Source organism: Bacillus sp. AFS059628, from assembly GCF_002571225.1.
Lineage (GTDB): Bacteria > Bacillota > Bacilli > Bacillales > Bacillaceae_G > Bacillus_A.
In genome coordinates this window covers 37,024-58,137 of the sequence record NZ_NVEC01000051.1, presented here as the reverse complement: position 1 = coordinate 58,137, position 21,114 = coordinate 37,024, and the positions used below count along the sequence as shown (strand labels likewise).

General features: G+C 37.2%; 24 protein-coding genes and 2 other annotated features. All 24 genes read left to right on the top strand.

The features are described from left to right. Positions 1–219: 219 nt before the first annotated feature. The 24 genes from ctsR (at position 220) to COL05_RS17725 (ending at position 20,888) form a co-directional block, all read left to right on the top strand. Entirely contained in the window at positions 220–681 is a 462-nt protein-coding gene (gene ctsR, locus COL05_RS17840; protein WP_001244563.1) for a transcriptional regulator CtsR, read from the top strand. 173 nt (positions 682–854) lie between these two features. Then, on the top strand, positions 855–1,403 hold the full coding sequence (gene mcsA, locus COL05_RS17835; RefSeq protein ID WP_078418160.1) for a protein-arginine kinase activator protein McsA: 549 nt from the start codon (positions 855–857) through the stop codon (positions 1,401–1,403). A 4-nt stretch (positions 1,404–1,407) separates the two neighbouring features. Next, on the top strand, positions 1,408–2,472 hold the full coding sequence (mcsB, locus tag COL05_RS17830) for a protein-arginine kinase McsB (RefSeq protein ID WP_078418159.1): 1,065 nt from the start codon (positions 1,408–1,410) through the stop codon (positions 2,470–2,472). A gap of 22 nt (positions 2,473–2,494) precedes the next feature. Continuing rightward, positions 2,495–4,930 carry an ATP-dependent protease ATP-binding subunit ClpC gene (gene clpC, locus COL05_RS17825; RefSeq protein ID WP_000971179.1) on the top strand — a complete coding sequence of 812 codons (2,436 nt, stop codon included), beginning with the start codon at positions 2,495–2,497 and terminating at the stop codon, positions 4,928–4,930. A gap of 96 nt (positions 4,931–5,026) precedes the next feature. Continuing rightward, positions 5,027–6,403, top strand: coding sequence for a DNA repair protein RadA (radA, locus tag COL05_RS17820; RefSeq protein ID WP_001085207.1), 1,377 nt, complete (start codon positions 5,027–5,029; stop codon positions 6,401–6,403). Positions 6,404–6,406: 3 nt separating this feature from the next. Next, the gene (gene disA / locus COL05_RS17815) at positions 6,407–7,480 is read left to right on the top strand and encodes a DNA integrity scanning diadenylate cyclase DisA (RefSeq protein ID WP_078418158.1); all 1,074 of its coding nucleotides are present in this window, start codon (positions 6,407–6,409) and stop codon (positions 7,478–7,480) included. A gap of 160 nt (positions 7,481–7,640) precedes the next feature. Then, entirely contained in the window at positions 7,641–8,750 is a 1,110-nt protein-coding gene (locus COL05_RS17810; RefSeq protein WP_098669548.1) for a PIN/TRAM domain-containing protein, read from the top strand. 16 nt (positions 8,751–8,766) lie between these two features. Next, positions 8,767–9,447, top strand: a complete 681-nt coding sequence (gene ispD, locus COL05_RS17805) for a 2-C-methyl-D-erythritol 4-phosphate cytidylyltransferase (RefSeq protein ID WP_098669547.1) — start codon at positions 8,767–8,769, stop codon at positions 9,445–9,447. A 115-nt stretch (positions 9,448–9,562) separates the two neighbouring features. Next, complete coding sequence (gene ispF / locus COL05_RS17800; protein ID WP_000488386.1) at positions 9,563–10,039, top strand: 2-C-methyl-D-erythritol 2,4-cyclodiphosphate synthase; 477 nt, start codon at positions 9,563–9,565, stop codon at positions 10,037–10,039. Between the two features lie 89 nt (positions 10,040–10,128). Beyond that, positions 10,129–11,586 carry a glutamate--tRNA ligase gene (gene gltX, locus COL05_RS17795; protein ID WP_000415154.1) on the top strand — a complete coding sequence of 486 codons (1,458 nt, stop codon included), beginning with the start codon at positions 10,129–10,131 and terminating at the stop codon, positions 11,584–11,586. Positions 11,587–11,633: 47 nt separating this feature from the next. Further along, positions 11,634–11,862 (top strand) — a binding site (T-box leader). Between the two features lie 138 nt (positions 11,863–12,000). Further along, positions 12,001–12,666 (top strand): serine O-acetyltransferase, encoded by a 666-nt coding sequence (gene cysE / locus COL05_RS17790; RefSeq protein WP_098669546.1) that lies wholly within the window; start codon positions 12,001–12,003, stop codon positions 12,664–12,666. Continuing rightward, positions 12,647–14,044, top strand: a complete 1,398-nt coding sequence (cysS, locus tag COL05_RS17785; protein WP_098669545.1) for a cysteine--tRNA ligase — start codon at positions 12,647–12,649, stop codon at positions 14,042–14,044. Before cysE ends, cysS begins: the two co-directional genes overlap by 20 nt. Positions 14,045–14,046: 2 nt before the next feature. Next, a complete protein-coding gene (locus COL05_RS17780; RefSeq protein WP_000564261.1) occupies positions 14,047–14,454 on the top strand; it encodes a Mini-ribonuclease 3 in 408 nt (135 codons plus the stop codon). Next, a complete protein-coding gene (gene rlmB, locus COL05_RS17775) occupies positions 14,451–15,194 on the top strand; it encodes a 23S rRNA (guanosine(2251)-2'-O)-methyltransferase RlmB (RefSeq protein ID WP_000093759.1) in 744 nt (247 codons plus the stop codon). The genes COL05_RS17780 and rlmB overlap by 4 nt, the downstream gene beginning before the upstream one ends. 3 nt (positions 15,195–15,197) lie before the next feature. Next, positions 15,198–15,710 carry an NYN domain-containing protein gene (locus tag COL05_RS17770; RefSeq protein WP_098669544.1) on the top strand — a complete coding sequence of 171 codons (513 nt, stop codon included), beginning with the start codon at positions 15,198–15,200 and terminating at the stop codon, positions 15,708–15,710. 67 nt (positions 15,711–15,777) lie between these two features. After that, positions 15,778–16,437, top strand: coding sequence for an RNA polymerase factor sigma-70 (locus tag COL05_RS17765; protein WP_000387198.1), 660 nt, complete (start codon positions 15,778–15,780; stop codon positions 16,435–16,437). A gap of 128 nt (positions 16,438–16,565) precedes the next feature. Beyond that, positions 16,566–16,712, top strand: a complete 147-nt coding sequence (gene rpmG / locus COL05_RS17760) for a 50S ribosomal protein L33 (protein ID WP_002070160.1) — start codon at positions 16,566–16,568, stop codon at positions 16,710–16,712. 32 nt (positions 16,713–16,744) lie between these two features. Further along, positions 16,745–16,924 (top strand): preprotein translocase subunit SecE, encoded by a 180-nt coding sequence (gene secE / locus COL05_RS17755; RefSeq protein ID WP_001241321.1) that lies wholly within the window; start codon positions 16,745–16,747, stop codon positions 16,922–16,924. A gap of 131 nt (positions 16,925–17,055) precedes the next feature. Continuing rightward, a complete protein-coding gene (nusG, locus tag COL05_RS17750) occupies positions 17,056–17,589 on the top strand; it encodes a transcription termination/antitermination protein NusG (protein WP_000415794.1) in 534 nt (177 codons plus the stop codon). 167 nt (positions 17,590–17,756) lie between these two features. Further along, entirely contained in the window at positions 17,757–18,182 is a 426-nt protein-coding gene (gene rplK / locus COL05_RS17745) for a 50S ribosomal protein L11 (RefSeq protein WP_001085872.1), read from the top strand. A 177-nt stretch (positions 18,183–18,359) separates the two neighbouring features. Beyond that, positions 18,360–19,052: a 50S ribosomal protein L1 gene (rplA, locus tag COL05_RS17740; RefSeq protein WP_002020168.1), complete on the top strand. Its 693-nt coding sequence runs from the start codon at positions 18,360–18,362 to the stop codon at positions 19,050–19,052. A gap of 49 nt (positions 19,053–19,101) precedes the next feature. Beyond that, positions 19,102–19,245, top strand: a sequence feature (ribosomal protein L10 leader region). A gap of 39 nt (positions 19,246–19,284) precedes the next feature. Further along, entirely contained in the window at positions 19,285–19,785 is a 501-nt protein-coding gene (gene rplJ, locus COL05_RS17735) for a 50S ribosomal protein L10 (RefSeq protein ID WP_000048716.1), read from the top strand. Positions 19,786–19,852: 67 nt separating this feature from the next. Further along, entirely contained in the window at positions 19,853–20,212 is a 360-nt protein-coding gene (rplL, locus tag COL05_RS17730) for a 50S ribosomal protein L7/L12 (RefSeq protein ID WP_000159736.1), read from the top strand. Between the two features lie 76 nt (positions 20,213–20,288). After that, positions 20,289–20,888 (top strand): class I SAM-dependent methyltransferase, encoded by a 600-nt coding sequence (locus COL05_RS17725; protein WP_098669543.1) that lies wholly within the window; start codon positions 20,289–20,291, stop codon positions 20,886–20,888. Positions 20,889–21,114: the final 226 nt, after the last annotated feature.

Here is a 21,114-nt window from a genome sequence, read left to right as displayed (position 1 = left end):
GACGTCGCCAAGCAACTAAACACGAGTCATTTGACTCGTGTTTTTTCGTGTTTTCTTTTATAATCCATAGTAATAAAAAATGTGTTTAAATAATAATAATTTTGATTAAATACAGGTGAATGTGGCTAGGATAGTGAATAAGCAAAAGAGTTGCAAATTTTATTAATACGTATATAATTAAAGTCAAAGATAGTCAAAGTCAATAAAGGTGGCGGATAAATGAGAAATATATCTGATATCATTGAGCAATATCTAAAGCAAGTTATTGACTTAAGCAATAATAATGTGATTGAAATCAAAAGAAATGAGATTGCGGATCGATTCGAGTGCGTACCATCTCAAATCAATTATGTAATCAATACCCGTTTTACGTTAGAAAGAGGATTTGTAGTAGAAAGTAAACGTGGTGGAGGAGGTTACATTCGCATTATAAAAGTCAAACTGCATGATGATATAGACATTATTGATCAAATGCTTCATATGATTGATCATAGCGTTGCGCAAGGAAATGCAGAGAGTATGATTATACGCTTAATAGAAGAGGGAATCATAACAAATCGTGAAGCTAAACTCATGTTAAGTGTACTAGATCGTTCTGTACTATCAATGGATGTTCCTTCTCGAGATGAACTTAGGGCTCGAATATTATGCGCAATGTTAAGAACACTGAAATATAAATAAATACAGCTTTTGTAAAAGAATAATAATGAAGAAATAAGGCAGTTAAATATTGTAGAAGTTTTGAAAAAAGAACACGCACTTTTATTTAAACAAATAAAGGAAAGTGAACAATCTAGTAATGTATGAAAAGTACTATGAGATAGATCGTTCCTGTTGTAAAGGTGGGGATAGTGATGACTTGTCAAAACTGTAATATAAGACCAGCAACTTTACATTATACAAAAGTAATTAACGAAAAGAAGGCGGAAGTTCATCTTTGTGAGCAATGTGCAGAACAAAGTGGCTATACGTCTTTCTTTCAATCATCGCAGTCTAACTTTTCATTCCATGATTTATTTGCTGGGTTATTACACGGTGAATCAACAATGTTTGAAGAAGGAAAAAACGGATTTTCGAATACAAGTATATTAAGGTGTCCAGATTGTAAGATGACATATGAGCAATTTACAAAGGTAGGACGCTTTGGATGTGCTTCTTGTTACGATACATTTAAGGAACATTTAAAGCCCTTATTAAAACGTCTTCACGGCGGGCATACAGATCATTGTGGAAAAATTCCTAAACGTATAGAAGGAAATATTCACTTAAAGAAAGAATTAGATGAACTAAAACTCATTCTGAAACAATACGTACAGAAAGAGGAGTTTGAGAAAGCTGCTGAAATAAGGGATAAAATTCGAGGTCTTGAAAATCAGCTTAGTGAGCATAGAGAGGGGGAATAGTTCTATGTCACTGGACAAAATTATGAATGAAGCGATTAGTCCATGGATGAAGGGGGATGGCCCTGATTCTGATATTGTTTTAAGTAGCCGAATTCGTTTGGCCCGTAATTTTAAAAAGTATCAATTCTCTACTATGCAAAACGAAGAAGAAGCTGAACAGATTCATGAATTATTTAAAAAGGAATTTATAAATAAAGCGGTAGAACCTTTTGGAGAGTTTGAGCTATTAAAAATGAATGAGTTAACGCCTCTTCAAAGGAGAGTATTAGTTGAAAAGCATTTAATTAGTCCCAACCTTGCAGGAACAGAATATGGAGCATGTTTATTGTCAGAAAGCGAACATATTAGTGTCATGCTGAATGAAGAAGACCATATTCGGATTCAATGCTTATTTTCAGGATTGCAGTTATCAGAGGCTCTTCAAAGTGCCAATCAAATAGATAATTGGATAGAAAAAGAGGTTGAGTATGCTTTTGATGAATCACTTGGATATATTACGAGCTGTCCTACTAACGTTGGTACAGGATTAAGGGCTTCTGTAATGATTCATTTACCAGGACTCGTCTTAACGAAAAGAATTAGCCGTATCATACAAGTAATTCAAAAATTAGGGTTAGTAGTAAGAGGAATATACGGTGAAGGTAGCGAAGCGTTAGGTAATATATTTCAAGTGTCAAATCAAATGACACTAGGAAAATCTGAAGAAGATATTATTGCAGATTTAAAGAGTGTCATTCAACAAATTATACAGCAAGAAAAAATGGCGAGAGAATTAATTGTACAGAATTCAAGTATTGAGCTTGAAGACAAAGTTTATCGCTCTTATGGCATACTAGCAAACAGTCGGTTAATTCAATCTGCGGAAGCGGCCAATTGCTTATCAGATGTACGACTTGGTATTGATTTAGGATATATAAAAGGTGTGTCGAGAAATATTTTGACTGAACTAATGGTTCTTACACAACCAGGCATTTTACAACAATATGCAGGAGGGCCTTTAGGACCAGAAGAAAGAGATTATCGAAGATCAACCCTAATCCGTGAGCGATTACGTATTGAAAAAAACTAAGCGCAAGTAGGAGGCGATTTCTATGATGTTTGGAAGATTTACAGAAAGAGCACAGAAAGTATTAGCTTTATCTCAAGAGGAAGCAATTCGCATTGGGCATAATAATATTGGAACAGAACATATTTTACTTGGGCTTGTACGCGAAGGCGAAGGAATTGCAGCAAAAGCGTTAATTGCTCTTGGATTAAGCCCAGAGAAAGTTCAAAAAGAGGTAGAAGCGTTAATTGGGCGCGGAACAGAAGCTTCTCAAACTGTACATTATACACCACGTGCTAAAAAGGTTATTGAGTTGTCTATGGATGAAGCTCGCAAATTAGGTCATTCTTACGTTGGAACAGAACATATCTTACTTGGTTTAATCCGCGAGGGTGAAGGTGTAGCAGCACGTGTTTTAAATAATTTAGGTGTTAGTCTAAATAAGGCAAGACAACAAGTATTACAACTTCTTGGAAGTAATGAAGCAAGTTCAGGTCACCAAGGTGGTTCTTCAACAAATGCAAATACACCAACACTTGATAGCTTAGCACGTGATTTAACAGTTGTTGCACGTGAAAATCGTTTAGACCCTGTTATCGGACGTGGTAAAGAAATTCAACGTGTAATTGAAGTTTTAAGTCGTAGAACAAAAAACAACCCTGTATTAATTGGGGAGCCTGGTGTAGGTAAAACAGCAATTGCAGAAGGGTTAGCGCAACAAATCGTAAATAATGAAGTTCCTGAAACTTTAAGAGATAAGCGTGTTATGACACTAGATATGGGTACAGTGGTAGCTGGAACGAAATATCGTGGTGAATTTGAAGATCGTTTGAAGAAAGTAATGGATGAAATCCGCCAAGCAGGAAATATCATTCTATTTATTGATGAACTTCATACATTAATTGGTGCAGGTGGAGCAGAAGGTGCCATTGACGCATCGAACATTTTAAAACCATCTTTAGCTCGCGGGGAGTTACAATGTATTGGGGCGACAACGTTAGATGAATATCGCAAATATATTGAAAAAGACGCGGCTTTAGAGAGACGTTTCCAACCAATTCACGTTGATGAACCAAGCTTAGATGAATCAACTCAAATCTTGAAAGGGTTACGTGATCGTTATGAGGCACATCACCGCGTATCTATTACAGATGATGCCATTGATGCAGCTGTAAAGCTTTCAGACCGTTATATTACAGATCGTTTCTTACCAGATAAAGCGATTGATTTAATTGATGAAGCTGCTTCAAAGGTTCGCTTACGCTCGTATACAACACCACCAAATTTAAAAGAGCTGGAAGTGAAGCTTGAGGAAATTAGAAAAGAAAAAGATGCAGCTGTACAAAGTCAAGAATTTGAAAAAGCTGCGTCGTTACGTGATATGGAACAACGCTTACGTGAGAAGTTAGAGGATACGAAGCGTCAATGGAAAGAGCAACAAGGAAAAGAAAACTCAGAAGTGACAGTAGAAGATATTGCAAATGTCGTTTCTACGTGGACTCGTATCCCGGTTTCTAAACTTGCACAAACAGAGACTGACAAATTATTAAACTTAGAATCCATTCTTCATGATCGTGTTATTGGTCAAGATGAAGCGGTAGTAGCTGTAGCGAAAGCTGTTCGTCGTGCTAGAGCAGGATTGAAAGATCCGAAACGTCCAATTGGTTCATTTATTTTCTTAGGACCAACAGGTGTAGGTAAAACGGAGTTAGCAAGAGCGTTAGCAGAATCTATGTTCGGTGATGAGGATGCAATGATCCGCATCGATATGTCGGAGTACATGGAGAAGCATTCTACTTCTCGTTTAGTTGGTTCTCCTCCAGGGTATGTTGGATATGAAGAAGGTGGACAGTTAACAGAGAAAGTTCGCCGTAAGCCATATTCAGTAGTCTTATTAGATGAAGTAGAGAAAGCTCATCCTGATGTGTTTAACATTCTACTACAAGTATTAGAAGATGGTCGCTTAACAGATTCTAAAGGGCGTACAGTTGATTTCCGTAATACAATTGTTATTATGACATCTAACGTTGGTGCAGAGGCGTTAAAACGTAATAAACATCTTGGATTTAACGTCCAAGATGAGAGCCGCGATTATTCAGATATGAAAGGTAAAGTAATGGATGAATTGAAAAAGGCATTTCGTCCAGAATTCTTAAACCGTATTGATGAAATTATCGTGTTCCATATGCTTGAGAAAAAACATATTCAAGAGATTGTAACACTTATGGTAAATCAGTTAGTGAACCGCTTAAAAGAGCAAGAAATTGAATTGCATTTAACAGAAGGAGCGATTTCAGCTATTGCTGATAAAGGATTTGACCGAGAGTACGGTGCTCGCCCACTTCGTAGAGCAATTCAGAAACATGTAGAAGATAGACTATCGGAAGAACTTTTAAAAGGTGCTATTGAGAAAGGACAAAAAGTTATCTTTGATGTTGAAGGAGAATCATTTGTCATTCATAGTGCTGAAAAGGTAAAATAAGTATAGACAAACTAAGAGGGCTACGAGATAGCCCTCTTTCTTGTACGAGAAGGATAAACTGTTTATAGATGAAAGTGAAGTGAAATATAAAACGATATGGCTAAAAAGAAAACAAAATTCACATGTCAAGAGTGTGGGTATCAGTCACCGAAATATATGGGAAAATGCCCTGGATGTGGTCAATGGAATACGCTTGTTGAAGAGATGGAACCGGTTGTATCATCAAGGCGCCTTAATTATGCCAATGCAATTCAATCGGAAGTAACAAAACCAAGACGCCTAACAGAAGTAGAAACAAAATCTGAGGCGCGTATTGAAACGAAATTCCAAGAATTTAATCGTGTACTTGGTGGCGGGATTGTAGATGGTTCCTTAGTACTTATTGGTGGAGACCCTGGGATTGGAAAATCAACGTTACTATTACAAATATCATCGCAATTAGCAGATTCTTCATATGATGTACTATATATATCGGGTGAAGAATCAGCAAAACAGATTAAACTGCGTGCGGATCGTTTACATGTAAATGGTAGTAATCTATTTGTTGTATCAGAGACGGATTTACAGCGAATTGCAGCCCACATTGAAGAAGTGAATCCAGCCTTTGTTGTTATTGATTCCATCCAAACGATACATTTACCTGAGGTAACGTCAGCACCGGGAAGTGTGGCACAAGTACGTGAATGTACAGCGGAATTAATGAAACTTGCAAAAACGAAAGGGATCCCTATTTTTATCGTTGGACATGTGACAAAAGAGGGCGCAATCGCAGGACCTCGTATGTTAGAACATATGGTCGATGCAGTTCTTTACTTTGAAGGAGACCGTCATCATACATATCGTATTTTGCGAGCTGTGAAGAATCGTTTTGGTTCTACAAATGAAATGGGTATTTTTGAAATGAAGGAACTTGGTCTCGCGGAAGTCTTAAATCCTTCTGAAATTTTCCTTGAGGAAAGACCAGTTGGGGTTGCAGGATCGACAGTGGTTGCCTCAATGGAAGGAACACGACCAGTTTTAGTAGAAATACAAGCATTAATCTCCCCTACTAGTTTTGGAAACCCTCGAAGAATGGCAACGGGAATTGACCATAACCGTGTATCGCTTATTATGGCAGTGTTAGAAAAAAGAACAGGTTTATTATTGCAAAATCAAGACGCATATTTAAAAGTAGCAGGCGGTTTGAAGTTAGATGAACCGGCAATTGATTTAGCTGTGGCTTTAAGTATAGCTTCAAGTTTTAGAGATAAATCTACGGCACCGACCGATGCAGTAATAGGAGAAGTAGGATTAACTGGAGAAATAAGAAGGGTATCAAGAATTGAACAACGTGTACAAGAAGCAGCTAAATTAGGATTTCAACGCGCTATTATTCCTAGGAAAAATTTAGGAGGATGGACAATTCCAGATGGGATTGAGGTAGTAGGTGTATCCAATTTAGGAGAAGCGCTTCGTTTGACATTAGGAGGCTAGGCTATGGAAGAAAACAAGCAACGTGTCAAAAGTATGATTAATATTTTACAACTTGTGGCCCCGGGAACACCACTGCGCGAAGGGATAGATAATGTACTTCGCGCACAAACAGGGGGATTAATTGTTCTTGGATATAATGAACAAATTAAAAGTATTGTTGATGGTGGGTTTCATATTAATTGTGCATTCTCTCCCGCTAGTTTATACGAATTAGCAAAAATGGATGGAGCACTTATTTTAAATGAAACTGGAAGTAAAATTTTGATTGCGAACGCACAGTTAGTTCCAGAGTCATCTATTGACTCTATTGAGACTGGTATGCGCCATCGAACGGCGGAGCGTGTAGCAAAGCAGACAGGTAGCCTCGTAGTGGCTATTTCACAAAGACGTAACGTAATTACGCTATATCAAGGGAATTTACGTTATACACTAAAAGATATAGGTGTTATTTTAACAAAGGCAAACCAAGCTATTCAAACGTTAGAAAAATATAAGGCTGTATGGAATGATGGGATTACGAATTTGGGCATTCTAGAATTTGAAGAGGTCGTTACAATGTCCGAAGTAGTTCATGTTTTACATAGTGTTGAAATGGTACTACGTATTAAAAATGAAATATTGAGCTATATTCATGAACTGGGGACAGAAGGTAGGTTAATTCGTTTACAACTTACGGAACTACTAGCCGATTTAGAAGCAGAGGCAGCACTATTAATTAAAGATTACTATCAAGAAAAAACGCAAGATCATCATCAAATATTGAAAAAGTTACAAGAACTTGCGAATGCACAACTTCTAGAGGATAGCGATTTAGTTAAATTGCTCGGATACCCAGGACAAACAAGTTTAGAAGAAAGTGTGACACCGAGAGGATATCGAATCACTAGCAAAATTTCACGTGTTCCACCACTTATCATTGAAAATTTAATTAATCGATTTAAAACCTTACAAGGTGTTTGTCGGGCGACTATTAATGAATTAGATGATGTAGAAGGAATTGGGGAAGTCAGGGCGAAGAAAATACGAGAAGGCCTAAAAAGAATTCAAGAGCATCTCTATATGAGTAGACACAATTAAGAATATTACATTGATTCCATAATATAACGACACTAGAACATTTTTGGTATATGATATGATATATTGGTAAATAAAACTATTTATAAAAAAACACGTCCGCTTTTGCATTCGGCGTTTTGATTAGCGAAACAATGGTTAATAATGAGTAGGAGGTGGTTGGATGTTAAAACGGATTGTACAGCTCTTCTTTTTAGTAATCGGGGGAGCGTTAGGGATTTACTTAATCCCAAAAGTTATTAATGTATTAGACATCGGTGCCGTTCCTTTATTGGAAGGATCGTATGTTCGTGCAATTATTGGTGCAATTATTTTATTTTTAACAACATTTTGGCTTGTAGATTATATTGTTCAACTTATTAAGCATATTGAAGAGGCTCTTGTAAAAGCGCCTGTAGCAGATGTTTTATTTGGTACATTAGGTTTAATCTCGGGGCTTATTGTTGCGTACTTAATTTTAATACCAATTCGTGAATTTACAATTCCAGTTATTAGTACGGTGTTGCAAGTGTTCTTTACTCTTTTACTAGGATATTTAGGATTCCAAGTAGGGTTTAAAAAGAGGAATGAATTGTTAGGATTATTTACATTACCACAACGTGGGAAGAAGAAAAATAATAATAGTGAGAATGAAGAACCAGAAAATGAGGCAGAAGAATCTTTAGCACATTGGAAAATTCTTGATACGAGTGTAATTATCGATGGACGTATTGCTGATATTTGCCAAACAAAGTTCTTAGAAGGAACAATTGTCATTCCACAATTCGTGTTAGAAGAACTTCAGCACATTGCCGATTCTTCCGATGCTTTAAAGCGTAATCGTGGTCGCAGAGGATTAGACATTTTAAATCGTATTCAAAAAGAGATGCCGATTCCGGTAGAGATTTATGAAGGCGATTTCGAGGATATTCAAGAAGTGGATAGCAAACTTGTAAAGTTGGCAAAAATCACTGGTGGAACGGTAGTGACGAATGATTTCAACTTAAACAAAGTTTCTGAATTACAAGGGGTAACGGTGTTAAACATTAACGATTTAGCTAATGCAATTAAACCTGTTGTACTCCCAGGTGAAGAACTAAGTGTTTATGTTGTAAAAGATGGAAAAGAACAAAATCAAGGTGTTGCATATTTAGATGACGGCACGATGATTGTAGTAGAAGACGGTAGAGAATATGTAGGCTCACAACTCGATGTACTCGTTACGAGTGTGTTACAAACATCGGCGGGTCGTATGATTTTCGCCAAACGTAAGTTATTAGAAAAGGCATTATAAGTAGAGGATTATTAATATGTATACATTAATTATTCCAGCAGCTGGTCAAGGAAAGCGGATGGGCGCTGGCAAAAATAAGTTATTTTTACTTATTAATGAAGTACCGATTATTGTGCAGACGTTACGTGCTTTTGAAAAGGATAAGGCGTGTAAAAATATTATTATGGCAATTAATGAAGAAGAGCGCCCGTATTTTGAAGAGTTAATGCAGAAGTATCCGATTGAAAAGCCAGTACAATTTATTCAAGGTGGAGCTGAAAGACAAGATAGCGTGTATAACGCGATTCAGCATACGAGTGGTGTTGAGTATGTTCTTGTACATGATGGGGCACGCCCGTTCATAACGAATAAAGTGATTCAAGATGTATTAACTGCAGCAGAAAAATATGGAGCTTCCATTTGTGCGGTGCCAGTAAAAGATACCGTTAAGAAAGTAGAGCAGGGTGTCGTTGTCGAAACGGTAGAGAGATCTCAGCTTAAAGCTGTACAAACACCGCAAGGGTTCTCTGTTTCTCTTTTATTAGAAGCTCATAGAAGCGCGAAGCAGAGTTGTTTCCTTGGTACAGATGATGCAAGTCTCATAGAACGTATCGGGAAGCAAGTAGGTGTAGTAGAGGGGAGTTACTATAATATTAAAGTAACGACTCCAGAGGATTTACTAATTGCTGAAAGTTTTCTTCACGTTCAAAAGAAATGATAGCAATGATTATAGCGAAGAAAAGCTCGGCAACGGCCGGGCTTTTCTTTATAAGGATAGCGATATAATATAGAATCATAAAGCCCAGTAGTTTAGCTTGAGGAGGATGTAAAAAATGTTTCGAATTGGACAAGGTTTTGATGTGCATGAATTCGCGGAAGGTAGACCGTTAATTATTGGTGGAATTACAATTCCCCATGAGAAAGGATTAATCGGTCATTCGGATGCAGATGTATTGTTACATACAATTGCGGACGCATGCTTAGGTGCAATTGCAGCAGGAGATATCGGAAAACATTTCCCTGATACAGACCCTGCCTTTAAAGATGCTGATTCAGCTGTATTACTGCAAAAGGTTTGGGAATTTGTGCGTGAACAAGGTTATGAGTTAGGGAATTTAGATTGTACAATTATTGCTCAAAAGCCAAAAATGGCACCACATATTGAAAGTATGCGTAAACGCATTAGCGAGTTATTAGAAACGTCTATTGATAATATTAATGTAAAGGCAACAACAACAGAAAAATTAGGATTTACAGGTAGAGAAGAAGGAATTGCTTCTCAAGCAGTTGTTTTATTGCAGAAAAAATAATGGTTTTTAATTCGTAAGATGGATAATCACATTTTTTTGGTGTACAATTATAGAATGTGTTGACATTAAGAATGGAAGGTGTACCAATTATGGAAAAGCAAGTGAGAGTGCGCTATGCGCCAAGTCCAACAGGACACTTACATATCGGAAATGCGCGTACGGCATTATTTAATTATTTATTTGCTCGTCATCAAGATGGTAAGTTTATTATTCGTATTGAAGATACTGATGTAAAACGTAATGTTGCAGGTGGAGAAGAAAGCCAATTAAAATACTTGAAATGGCTCGGTATGGACTGGGATGAAGGTGTTGATGTTGGTGGTGAATTTGGACCATATCGTCAAACAGAGCGTTTAGATATTTATAAAAAGTTATATGAAGATTTATTAGAGCGTGGTCTAGCTTACAAATGTTATATGACAGAAGAAGAGTTAGAGGCAGAACGTGAAGGGCAAATCGCTCGTGGTGAAACACCTCGTTACGCAGGTAACCACCGTGATTTAACTGAAGCACAAGTGAAAGAATTTGAAGCTGAGGGACGTATTCCAAGTATTCGTTTCCGTGTACCAGCTGACCGTGATTACACATTTAAAGATATCGTAAAAGATGAAGTTGCATTCCATTCAAATGATTTCGGTGATTTCGTTATCGTGAAAAAAGATGGAATTCCAACTTATAACTTTGCGGTAGCAGTAGATGATCACTTAATGGAAATTACACACGTACTTCGTGGTGATGACCATATTTCAAACACACCAAAACAAATGATGATTTATGAAGCTTTCGGTTGGGATATCCCACAATTCGGTCACATGACTTTAATTGTAAATGAAAGCCGTAAAAAATTAAGTAAGCGTGATGAATCTATTATTCAATTTATTGAGCAATATAAAGAGCTTGGATATCTTCCAGAAGCAATCTTTAACTTTATTGCATTACTAGGTTGGTCGCCAGTGGGAGAAGAAGAAATCTTCTCTCAAGAAGAGTTTATCAAAATGTTCGATGCAGCTCGTTTATCAAAATCACCTGCATTATTTGATTCTCAAAAACTAAAATGGATGAACAACCAATATATGAAAAAGCAAGATTTAGATACGGTAGTAGAATTAAGCTTACCGCATCTAGTGAAAGCTGGACGTATAGGTGAAACTTTAAGTGAACAAGAACAAGCTTGGATTCGTGATGTAATTGCGTTATATCATGAACAAATGAGCTTTGGAGCTGAAATTGTAGAGCTTTCTGAAATGTTCTTCAAAGATCATGTTGATTATGAAGAAGAAGGACAAGAGGTATTAAAAGGTGAACAAGTACCAGAAGTACTTCGTGCATTTGCTGGTCAAGTAGAAGCACTAGAAGCGATGGAACCAGCAGCAATTAAGGCGGCTATTAAAGCAGTTCAAAAGGAAACAGGTCATAAAGGTAAAAACTTATTTATGCCAATCCGTGTTGCAACTACTGGTCAAACACATGGCCCAGAACTTCCGAATGCTATTGCACTTCTTGGAAAAGAAAAAGTTTTAAATCGTCTACAAAAAGTAATTGGTTAACATTTTCTAGGTTTAGAAATATAATAAGTATACTTAAAACCTAATAAGGAAAAGCGACGAGAAGGAGAAGTAGAAAATCAGGCTTTTTACAGAGAGAACCACCTTTAGGCTGGAAGTGGTTTATAAGCGGATTTTTGAAATGCCCCTTCGAGTCTTCTGCTGAACAGCAAATTGTTTTGTAAAGTAAGCAGAAGCGGTTTACACCGTTATCAGAGATGAGTTTGAGGCTTATTTAGCCTAAACAGAGTGGAACCGCGCTTATAAGGCGTCTCTGTCATTATGACAGAGGCGTCTTTTTTTATACCGTAAAACTGGGTGTGGGTATAAGTTTTATTCGCGTGTATAAAGATTTAGGGAGATAAGTAGGGAGTTAGTTCACTCGAAAAAGCAGCCCATAAAGGGGAGGGAACGTCGATGTTTAAGAGGCTTCGGGAAGATATTGAAGTCGTTTTTGAACAGGATCCAGCGGCAAGAAGTTACTTCGAAGTCATTTTGACTTACTCTGGATTACATGCAGTTTGGGCCCATCGAATTGCACATGCTTTTTATAAAAAGAATTTCTTCTTTATGGCACGTTGGATCTCACAAGTTAGTCGTTTCTTTACTGGCATTGAGATTCATCCAGGAGCAACAATTGGTCGTCGTTTTTTCATAGACCATGGAATGGGGGTTGTAATTGGAGAAACGTGTGAAATTGGTGATAATGTAACAATCTATCAAGGGGTTACATTAGGTGGTACGGGTAAAGAAAAGGGAAAGAGGCACCCTACAATTCAGGATAATGTATTAATTGCAACGGGTGCTAAAGTACTAGGATCCATTACAGTTGGAGAGAATTCTAAAATTGGAGCAGGTTCTGTCGTATTAAAAGAAGTCCCTGCACATTCTACAGTTGTAGGTATACCTGGCCGAGTCGTTATTCAAAATGGAGTAAAGATTGGTCAAGAATTAAATCATTCTGACCTTCCGGATCCAATTTTTGATAAATTAAAGGTTATGGAAGTAGAACTTGATAAATTAAAAAAACAACTTGAAGTAAAGGTAGAAAGGGAGGATAAAAATGACTATTCACATTTATAATACGTTAACACGTCAAAAGGAAGAGTTTACTCCATTAGAAGAAAATAAGGTAAAGATGTATGTATGCGGACCTACAGTTTATAACTACATTCATATTGGGAATGCAAGACCACCTATGGTATTTGATACGGTACGCCGTTATTTAGAATATAAAGGGTATGATGTGCAGTACGTATCTAACTTTACTGACGTAGATGATAAATTAATTAAAGCAGCAAATGAATTAGGTGAAGATGTGCCAACAATTGCTGACCGTTTCGTTGAAGCGTATTTTGAAGATGTAACGGCGCTAGGTTGCAAGCATGCAACAGTGCATCCACGTGTAACGGAAAATATGGATATCATTATTGAATTTATTCAAGAACTTGTGAATAAAGGATATGCATATGAATCAGAAGGAGATGTGTACTTTAGAACGAAGGAATTCGAAGGATACGGTAAATTATCTCATCAACCAATCGCAGACTTACGTCACGGTGCGCGCATTGAAGTAGGAGAGAAGAAACAAGATCCACTTGATTTCGCTTTATGGAAAGCTGCGAAAGAAGGAGAAATCTTCTGGGAGAGCCCTTGGGGGCAAGGTCGTCCAGGTTGGCATATCGAATGCTCGGCAATGGCGCGTAAATACTTAGGGGACACAATTGATATTCATGCTGGCGGTCAGGACTTGGCATTTCCTCATCATGAGAATGAAATCGCGCAATCTGAGGCGTTAACAGGAAAAACATTTGCACGTTATTGGATGCACAATGGATATATTAATATTAATAATGAGAAGATGTCTAAGTCACTTGGGAACTTCATTTTAGTTCACGATATCATTAAGCAATATGATCCACAGTTAATTAGATTCTTTATGCTATCAGTACATTACCGTCACCCAATTAATTTCAGTGAAGAGTTATTACAAAGCACAAATAACGGACTGGAAAGAATTAAAACGGCTTACGGTAACTTAAAACACCGTATGGAAAGTAGTACAGATTTAACAGATCATAATGAGAAATGGTTAGCTGAACTGGAGAAATTCCAGGCTGCATTTGAAGAAGCGATGGATGATGACTTCAATACTGCTAATGCAATCACTGAATTATATAATGTAGCCAATCATGCAAATCAATATTTACTGGAAGAACATACGTCTACAGTGGTAATTGAAGCATACGTAAAACAACTTGAAATATTATTTGATATTTTAGGATTGGAATTAGCGCAAGAAGAGTTACTTGATGAAGAAATTGAGGCACTTATTCAAAAACGTATTGAAGCTCGTAAAAATCGTGATTTTGCATTGTCAGATCAAATTCGCGATGATTTAAAAGAACGTAACATTATTTTAGAAGATACCGCTCAAGGTACAAGATGGAAAAGAGGATAAGAATGATTGATGCAAAGCAATTAAACAGCTTAGCGTTAGCATATATGGGTGATGCGGTATATGAACAATATATCCGCTATCACCTACTTCAAAAAGGGAAAGTTCGTCCTAATCAATTACATCGATTAGGGACAAGCTTTGTTTCGGCAAAGGCACAGGCGAAAGTTGTTTATCATTTATTAGAGACAGCATTTTTAACTGAGGAAGAAGAAGCGGTATTAAGAAGAGGACGCAATGCCAATTCGGGTACTGTTCCGAAAAATACGGATGTACAAACATATCGACATAGTACAGCCTTTGAAGCGCTTATTGGCTATCATCACTTATTAAATAATCGTGAAAGATTAGACGAAATTGTATATAAGGCAATTGCTGTTTTAGAAGAAAAGGAAGGGGGCACATCATCATGAGTAGTGAATATATTATCGGACGTAACCCTGTAATTGAAGCGTTACGCTCAGGAAGAGATATTAATAAAATTTGGATCGCAGAAGGTGCTGCCAAAGGACAAGTACAAATTGTACTAGCACTAGCGAAAGAAAATAAGATTATTTTGCAACATGCACCAAAAAAGAAATTAGATCAATTAGTTGAGGGGAACCATCAAGGTGTAATTGCTCAAGTGGCTGCATATCAATATGCTGAGCTAGAAGATCTATTCAAAGTAGCAGAGAAGCGTAATGAAGATCCGTTCTTCTTAATTTTAGATGAAATTGAAGACCCACATAACCTAGGTTCTATTATGCGTACTGCGGATGCGACAGGAGCTCATGGCATTATTATTCCAAAAAGAAGAGCTGTAGGACTTACAGCATCAGTTGCGAAAGCATCTACTGGGGCAATTGAATATATTCCGGTTGCGCGCGTAACGAATTTATCTCGTACAATCGATGAATTAAAAGAACGTGGACTTTGGATTGCTGGTACAGATGCAAAAGGGAAAACGGATTACCGTAATTTAGATGGTAAAATGCCAATTGGATTAGTAATTGGAAGTGAAGGAAAAGGTATGAGTCGTATTATTGGTGAAAAATGTGATTTCTTAATTACTTTACCGATGGTTGGTAAAGTTACATCCTTAAATGCTTCAGTAGCCGCGAGTCTGTTAATGTATGAGGTATATCGTAAACGTAACGAAATTGGTAAATAAAAAATGAACGATATTTTAATCGTTGACGGTTACAACATTATTGGAGCTTGGGGAGACTTGAAGAAACTACGGGATGTAGATTTGCAATCATCAAGAGATGCGCTGATTGATAAGATGGCGGATTATCAAGGTTACACAGGTACAAGGGTAATGATAGTCTTTGATGCTTATACAGTCCACGGTATTGAAAAAAAGATGAAACAATCGCGTGTGGAAGTTATATTCACAAGGAAGAATCAAACTGCAGATGAAAAGATAGAGCAACTTGCAATTGAGCTTAGAAATATAAATACGCAAATATATGTTGCGACTTCTGATTATACGGAACAATGGGTTATATTTGCACAAGGTGCTCTTCGGAAATCTGCACGTGAATTAGAGTTGGAAGTACAAGCGATGGAACAACAAGTAAGAAGGCGTACACAAGACACAAAAGAAAAACAACCCGCCATGCGAAAGATATTTAGTAAAGATATTACAGAAAAGTTAGAAAAATTAAGAAGAGGAGAGCGTTGAAGCATTGACGCTCTTTATCTTTTTACTGTATAATATTTCTAAATAAATAGCGGTCGGAGGGATCAAGGTGGAAGCAGGCTTCGTAAGTGTAGGCGACGTTACATTTCGTGATTTAGAAGATGAGGCAATCGTTGAGTTAGTTCGAAAAGGTAATACTGACGCTCTAGAATATTTGATTCACAAATATAAGAACTTTGTTCGCGCGAAATCGAGATCTTATTTCTTAGTGGGTGCCGATCGAGAAGATATTGTTCAAGAAGGTATGATTGGATTGTTTAAAGCGATTCGTGATTATAAAGAGGACAAGCTGTCTTCATTCAAAGCATTTGCTGAACTGTGTATCACTCGACAAATTATTACCGCTATTAAAACAGCAACCAGGCAAAAGCATATTCCGTTAAATTCATATGTGTCTTTAGATAAACCGATTTATGATGAGGAATCGGATCGGACATTATTAGATGTTATTTCGGAAGCGAAGGTAACTGATCCTGAAGAAATGATTATAAGTCAGGAAGAATATACAGACATAGAATCTAAAATATCTGAATTATTAAGCGATTTAGAAAGAAAAGTGCTTTCTTTATATCTGGATGGTCGTTCTTATCAGGAGATTTCGGAACAGTTAAATAGACATGTGAAATCTATTGATAACGCTTTACAGAGGGTGAAGCGAAAATTGGAACGATATATGGAAATGAGAGAGAGTACCACTTTAAATTCATAACAAGTACTACAGGTGTAAAAAATCACCTGTTTTCTTTTTGTAGAGAGTACAAAAGGCATGACATTGACATTGTCTTTTGTTGTATGATACATTTTTAGGGACATAATGTTACAAGGTTGGTGTAACTAATGAGGAAAAAAGTTGTACTCTCATGTGAAGAGTGTAAAAATCGAAACTACTCTACGATGAAAGATACGAGCTCAGTAGAGCGACTTGAAATAAAGAAATTCTGTAAAACATGCAATCAGCATACAGTTCACAAGGAAACAAAATAAATAATTGAAATAATACACTGGAGGTCCCGTAGATGCGTTTAACGAACTTTTTCGGCGATGTAGGTCGCGAAATGAAAAAAGTAAGTTGGCCTAAAAAAGATGAATTACTCCGTTCAACAGCGACTGTTATCGCTACAGTTGTCTTCTTTGCGATTTTCTTCGCAGTGGTTGATATGGGCATTTCTTCTTTAATTCGGTTAATTCTTGGTTAATTCTTGAATAAGAAGCACTTATCCATGATATAATGTTATTTATAAGAACTGTGTAAAAGCCCGGTGAACGGGTTTTTTCATTTGCGCAAAAAAATGTACGTCAGGGAGGGAAGGACGCTCGTCCTAAATGAATGGAAAAAAGTTGGTATGTTGTCCATACTTATTCTGGATATGAAAATAAAGTAAAAGCAAACCTAGAGAAACGTGTAGAATCAATGGGTATGCAAGATAAAATTTTCCGTGTTGTTGTCCCGGAAGAAGTAGAAGTAGAAATGAAAAACGGTAAAGAAAAATTAATGAAAAGAAAAGTGTTCCCAGGTTATGTATTAGTAGAATTAATCATGACTGATGACTCTTGGTATGTTGTACGTAACACGCCAGGTGTAACTGGGTTCGTTGGTTCTTCTGGTTCTGGATCTAAACCATCACCTCTATTAGAAGAGGAAGTTGTTACCATTATGAAACATATGGGAATGGACAACGAAGTGGTTGATTTCGACTTTGAACTTCATGAGACAGTACGTGTAAATGAGGGACCATTTGCAGATTATACAGGTGCTATCGAAGAAATTGATGTGGAGAAGAAAAAGGTTAGCGTGCTTGTGGACATGTTTGGTCGCGAGACTCCAGTTGAGCTTGACTTCCATCAAATTGAAAAATTATAAAATGAAACTTGAAATGAATTGTAAAAAGTGATAATATCTTTTAAGTCAGTACGTCTTCGTTATCGGAGACGTTTTTTGAAAGATTTTATCCTTACAGATAAAATATGACGTGGGAGGGCAAATCACTGTCCAATTGACCACATCACGGACTTAAGGAGGTGTGTCTCGTGGCTAAAAAGGTAATTAAAATGGTAAAACTTCAAATTCCTGCAGGTAAAGCTAACCCAGCTCCACCAGTTGGTCCAGCATTAGGACAAGCAGGTGTTAACATCATGGGCTTCTGTAAAGAGTTTAACGCTCGTACAGCAGATCAAGCTGGTCTTATCATCCCTGTTGAAATTACGGTATTTGAGGACCGTTCATTCACTTTCATTACTAAAACTCCTCCTGCTGCTGTTCTTCTTAAGAAAGTAGCTGGTATTGAGTCTGGTTCTGGTGAACCAAACCGTAATAAAGTGGCAACTGTTAAGCGTGATAAAGTACGCGAAATCGCTGAAACTAAAATGCCTGACCTTAACGCTGCTAGCGTAGAAGCTGCAATGCGTATGGTTGAAGGTACTGCACGCAGTATGGGCATCGTTATCGAAGACTAATTCGATTTGTTTTTTAAAAAAGGTTGCGGGTCTGGAATTCCAATTCGCAACCTTTATTATCGTAAATGATTATCGTTTTTAAATAAATGGATGGCGCGCATCCTCAGGTTATACCTGAAAATAAGCGTAAACGTGGGAGGTTATTCCGCTAAAACCACATTCGAGGAGGAAATAAAAATGGCTAAAAGAGGTAAAAAGTACGTAGAAGCTGCAAAGCTTGTTGATCGTGCAGCTGCTTACTCTGCAACAGAAGCAGTAGAATTAGTAAAGAAAACAAACACAGCTAAATTTGATGCAACTGTAGAAGCTGCATTCCGTTTAGGTGTTGACCCTAAGAAAGCTGACCAACAAATCCGTGGTGCAGTTGTTCTTCCACACGGTACTGGTAAAGTACAACGTGTATTAGTATTCGCTAAAGGTGAAAAAGCTAAAGAAGCTGAAGCTGCTGGAGCTGACTTCGTAGGCGATGCAGATTACATCGGTAAAATCCAACAAGGTTGGTTCGACTTCGATGTAGTAGTAGCAACTCCTGACATGATGGGTGAAGTTGGTAAACTTGGTCGCGTATTAGGACCTAAAGGTTTAATGCCAAACCCTAAAACTGGAACAGTTACTTTCGATGTAACTAAAGCTGTTAACGAAATCAAAGCTGGTAAAGTTGAATACCGCGTTGATAAAGCTGGTAACATCCACGTTCCAATCGGTAAAGTATCTTTCGAAGATGCTAAATTAGTAGAAAACTTCAGAACAATTGCTGACACTTTACAAAAAGTTAAGCCAGCTGCTGCAAAAGGTACTTACATGAAGAACGTAACAGTTGCTTCTACAATGGGACCTGGCGTACGTGTAGACGTTTCTACATTAGCGTAAATTTTGGAAGTTGACTTCATAAAGAAGTTTTTATATAATCATTTATGTTGTGAATTTAATTAGTGTACCGTAGACAGTAGGTGTCAATAGACTTAATTTCCTACCTAGGTGTTAATATACGAAGCGGAATTTTTTTCTGTGACTATATGCCTCCATGTCTACAAGTTGGGCATGGAGGTTTTTAGTGCACTTTCGGTACATCTTCTATATAATCTACAGGAGGTGTAATAACATGAGCAAAGTAATCGAAACTAAACAACAAGTTGTAACTGAAATCGCGGACAAACTTCGCGCTAGTAAATCTACAATTGTTGTTGACTACCGTGGTTTAACAGTTTCTGAGGCAACAGAATTACGTAAGCAATTACGTGAAGCTGGCGTTGAGTTCAAAGTTTACAAAAACTCTCTAACTCGTCGTGCTGCAGAGTCTGCTGAAATGGCTGAGTTAAATGAATTCTTAACAGGACCAAACGCAATCGCGTTCAGTAACGAGGATGTAGTTGCTCCTGCGAAAGTATTAAACGACTTCGCTAAAGATCATGAAGCTTTAGAAATTAAAGCGGGCGTAATCGAAGGTAAACTTGTAACACTTGATGAGGTTAAAGCAATCGCTACTCTTCCATCACGTGAAGGCTTACTTTCTATGCTTCTTAGCGTTCTTCAAGCTCCAATCCGTAACCTTGCACTTGCTACTAAAGCAGTTGCAGACCAAAAGGAAGAGCAAGGCGCTTAATTTTTTAAAAGATAATTACGTATTATCGATAAAACAATACAAACCTATTTAAGGGAGGATATTTACAATGACTAAAGAACAAATCATTGAAGCAGTTAAATCTATGACTGTATTAGAACTTAACGACTTAGTAAAAGCTATCGAGGAAGAATTCGGCGTAACTGCTGCTGCTCCTGTAGCTGTTGCTGGTGGCGCTGGAGAAGCTGCTGCTGAGAAAACTGAATTTGATGTGGAACTAACTAGCGCTGGTGCACAAAAAATCAAAGTTATCAAAGTTGTTCGTGAAATCACTGGTCTTGGCTTAAAAGAAGCTAAAGAATTAGTTGACAACACTCCAAAAGTAATCAAAGAAGCTGCTGCTAAAGAAGAAGCTGAAGAAATCAAAGCTAAACTTGAAGAAGTTGGCGCTGCTGTAGAAGTTAAGTAATTAACTTTTGATGCTTTAAAAAAAGCTCGCTCTCATGCGAGCTTTTTTTTTAACTGTAAAGAAAAGAGGTGGCCATATGGCAGACCATTATTTTTCTAACGACCCTTCTAGTAAAAGTGATCGTAAGCGATGGGAATTTACCCTTCGTGGATCTCAATTTACTTTCTTATCTGACCGTGGGGTGTTCTCGAAAAACGAAGTGGACTTTGGTTCTCGTCTTTTAATTGAAGCGTTTCAAGTGCCAGATATTAAAGGTGATATATTAGACGTAGGTTGTGGATATGGACCAATTGGTTTATCGTTGGCGAAAGAGTTTCAAGACTGTAAAGTTCACATGGTGGATGTGAATGAAAGGGCACTTGAGCTTGCGAAAGAAAATGCCGCTAACAACAGAATTGGAAATGTGCACATTTTTCAAAGTAGCGTCTATGAAAATGTAGATGGTATCTATGCTGCTATTCTATCTAATCCTCCGATTCGTGCAGGTAAAGATATCGTGCATGAGATTTTAGAAAAAGCTGTAGAGCATTTAGTTCCAGGTGGAGAGTTGTGGATTGTTATTCAAAAGAAGCAAGGTGCACCATCTGCGCTAAAAAAACTAGAAGAAGTATTTTCTGAAGTCGAAGTTGTAGAAAAGAAAAAAGGATATTATATCATAAAATCAAAAAAACGTTGACGGTTATTTTTGGCTATGTTAACATTATACAATGCCAATATATGATTTTCTGCGTTGAGAAAGATGTATATTTTTGTTTCTCTTGGAAAAGATAGTAAAATCAGCAGATTATGAAACAGAATGATGGTTTTCTTATAGAAGCCATTTTTCTTTTTTGAGCAGGTAGAAAGACTCAACGTATTTATCTTTAAGAGAAAAAAGACTACGCTAGATAGCAGTAGTTGTA

Bases quoted from the DNA above. Each gene is read 5' to 3' on its own strand.
- mcsA (WP_078418160.1), top strand. From the start codon at position 855: ATGACTTGTCAAAACTGTAATATAAGACCAGCAACTTTACATTATACA.
- nusG (WP_000415794.1), top strand. From the start codon at position 17,056: ATGGAAAAAAGTTGGTATGTTGTCCATACTTATTCTGGATATGAAAAT.
- mcsB (WP_078418159.1), top strand. From the start codon at position 1,408: ATGTCACTGGACAAAATTATGAATGAAGCGATTAGTCCATGGATGAAG.
- rplL (WP_000159736.1), top strand. From the start codon at position 19,853: ATGACTAAAGAACAAATCATTGAAGCAGTTAAATCTATGACTGTATTA.
- disA (WP_078418158.1), top strand. From the start codon at position 6,407: ATGGAAGAAAACAAGCAACGTGTCAAAAGTATGATTAATATTTTACAA.
- radA (WP_001085207.1), top strand. From the start codon at position 5,027: ATGGCTAAAAAGAAAACAAAATTCACATGTCAAGAGTGTGGGTATCAG.
- COL05_RS17810 (WP_098669548.1), top strand. From the start codon at position 7,641: ATGTTAAAACGGATTGTACAGCTCTTCTTTTTAGTAATCGGGGGAGCG.
- cysE (WP_098669546.1), top strand. From the start codon at position 12,001: ATGTTTAAGAGGCTTCGGGAAGATATTGAAGTCGTTTTTGAACAGGAT.
- gltX (WP_000415154.1), top strand. From the start codon at position 10,129: ATGGAAAAGCAAGTGAGAGTGCGCTATGCGCCAAGTCCAACAGGACAC.
- ispD (WP_098669547.1), top strand. From the start codon at position 8,767: ATGTATACATTAATTATTCCAGCAGCTGGTCAAGGAAAGCGGATGGGC.
- cysS (WP_098669545.1), top strand. From the start codon at position 12,647: ATGACTATTCACATTTATAATACGTTAACACGTCAAAAGGAAGAGTTT.
- rlmB (WP_000093759.1), top strand. From the start codon at position 14,451: ATGAGTAGTGAATATATTATCGGACGTAACCCTGTAATTGAAGCGTTA.
- clpC (WP_000971179.1), top strand. From the start codon at position 2,495: ATGATGTTTGGAAGATTTACAGAAAGAGCACAGAAAGTATTAGCTTTA.
- rplA (WP_002020168.1), top strand. From the start codon at position 18,360: ATGGCTAAAAGAGGTAAAAAGTACGTAGAAGCTGCAAAGCTTGTTGAT.
- secE (WP_001241321.1), top strand. From the start codon at position 16,745: ATGCGTTTAACGAACTTTTTCGGCGATGTAGGTCGCGAAATGAAAAAA.
- COL05_RS17770 (WP_098669544.1), top strand. From the start codon at position 15,198: ATGAACGATATTTTAATCGTTGACGGTTACAACATTATTGGAGCTTGG.
- COL05_RS17725 (WP_098669543.1), top strand. From the start codon at position 20,289: ATGGCAGACCATTATTTTTCTAACGACCCTTCTAGTAAAAGTGATCGT.
- ctsR (WP_001244563.1), top strand. From the start codon at position 220: ATGAGAAATATATCTGATATCATTGAGCAATATCTAAAGCAAGTTATT.
- COL05_RS17780 (WP_000564261.1), top strand. From the start codon at position 14,047: ATGATTGATGCAAAGCAATTAAACAGCTTAGCGTTAGCATATATGGGT.
- ispF (WP_000488386.1), top strand. From the start codon at position 9,563: ATGTTTCGAATTGGACAAGGTTTTGATGTGCATGAATTCGCGGAAGGT.
- rplJ (WP_000048716.1), top strand. From the start codon at position 19,285: ATGAGCAAAGTAATCGAAACTAAACAACAAGTTGTAACTGAAATCGCG.
- rpmG (WP_002070160.1), top strand. From the start codon at position 16,566: ATGAGGAAAAAAGTTGTACTCTCATGTGAAGAGTGTAAAAATCGAAAC.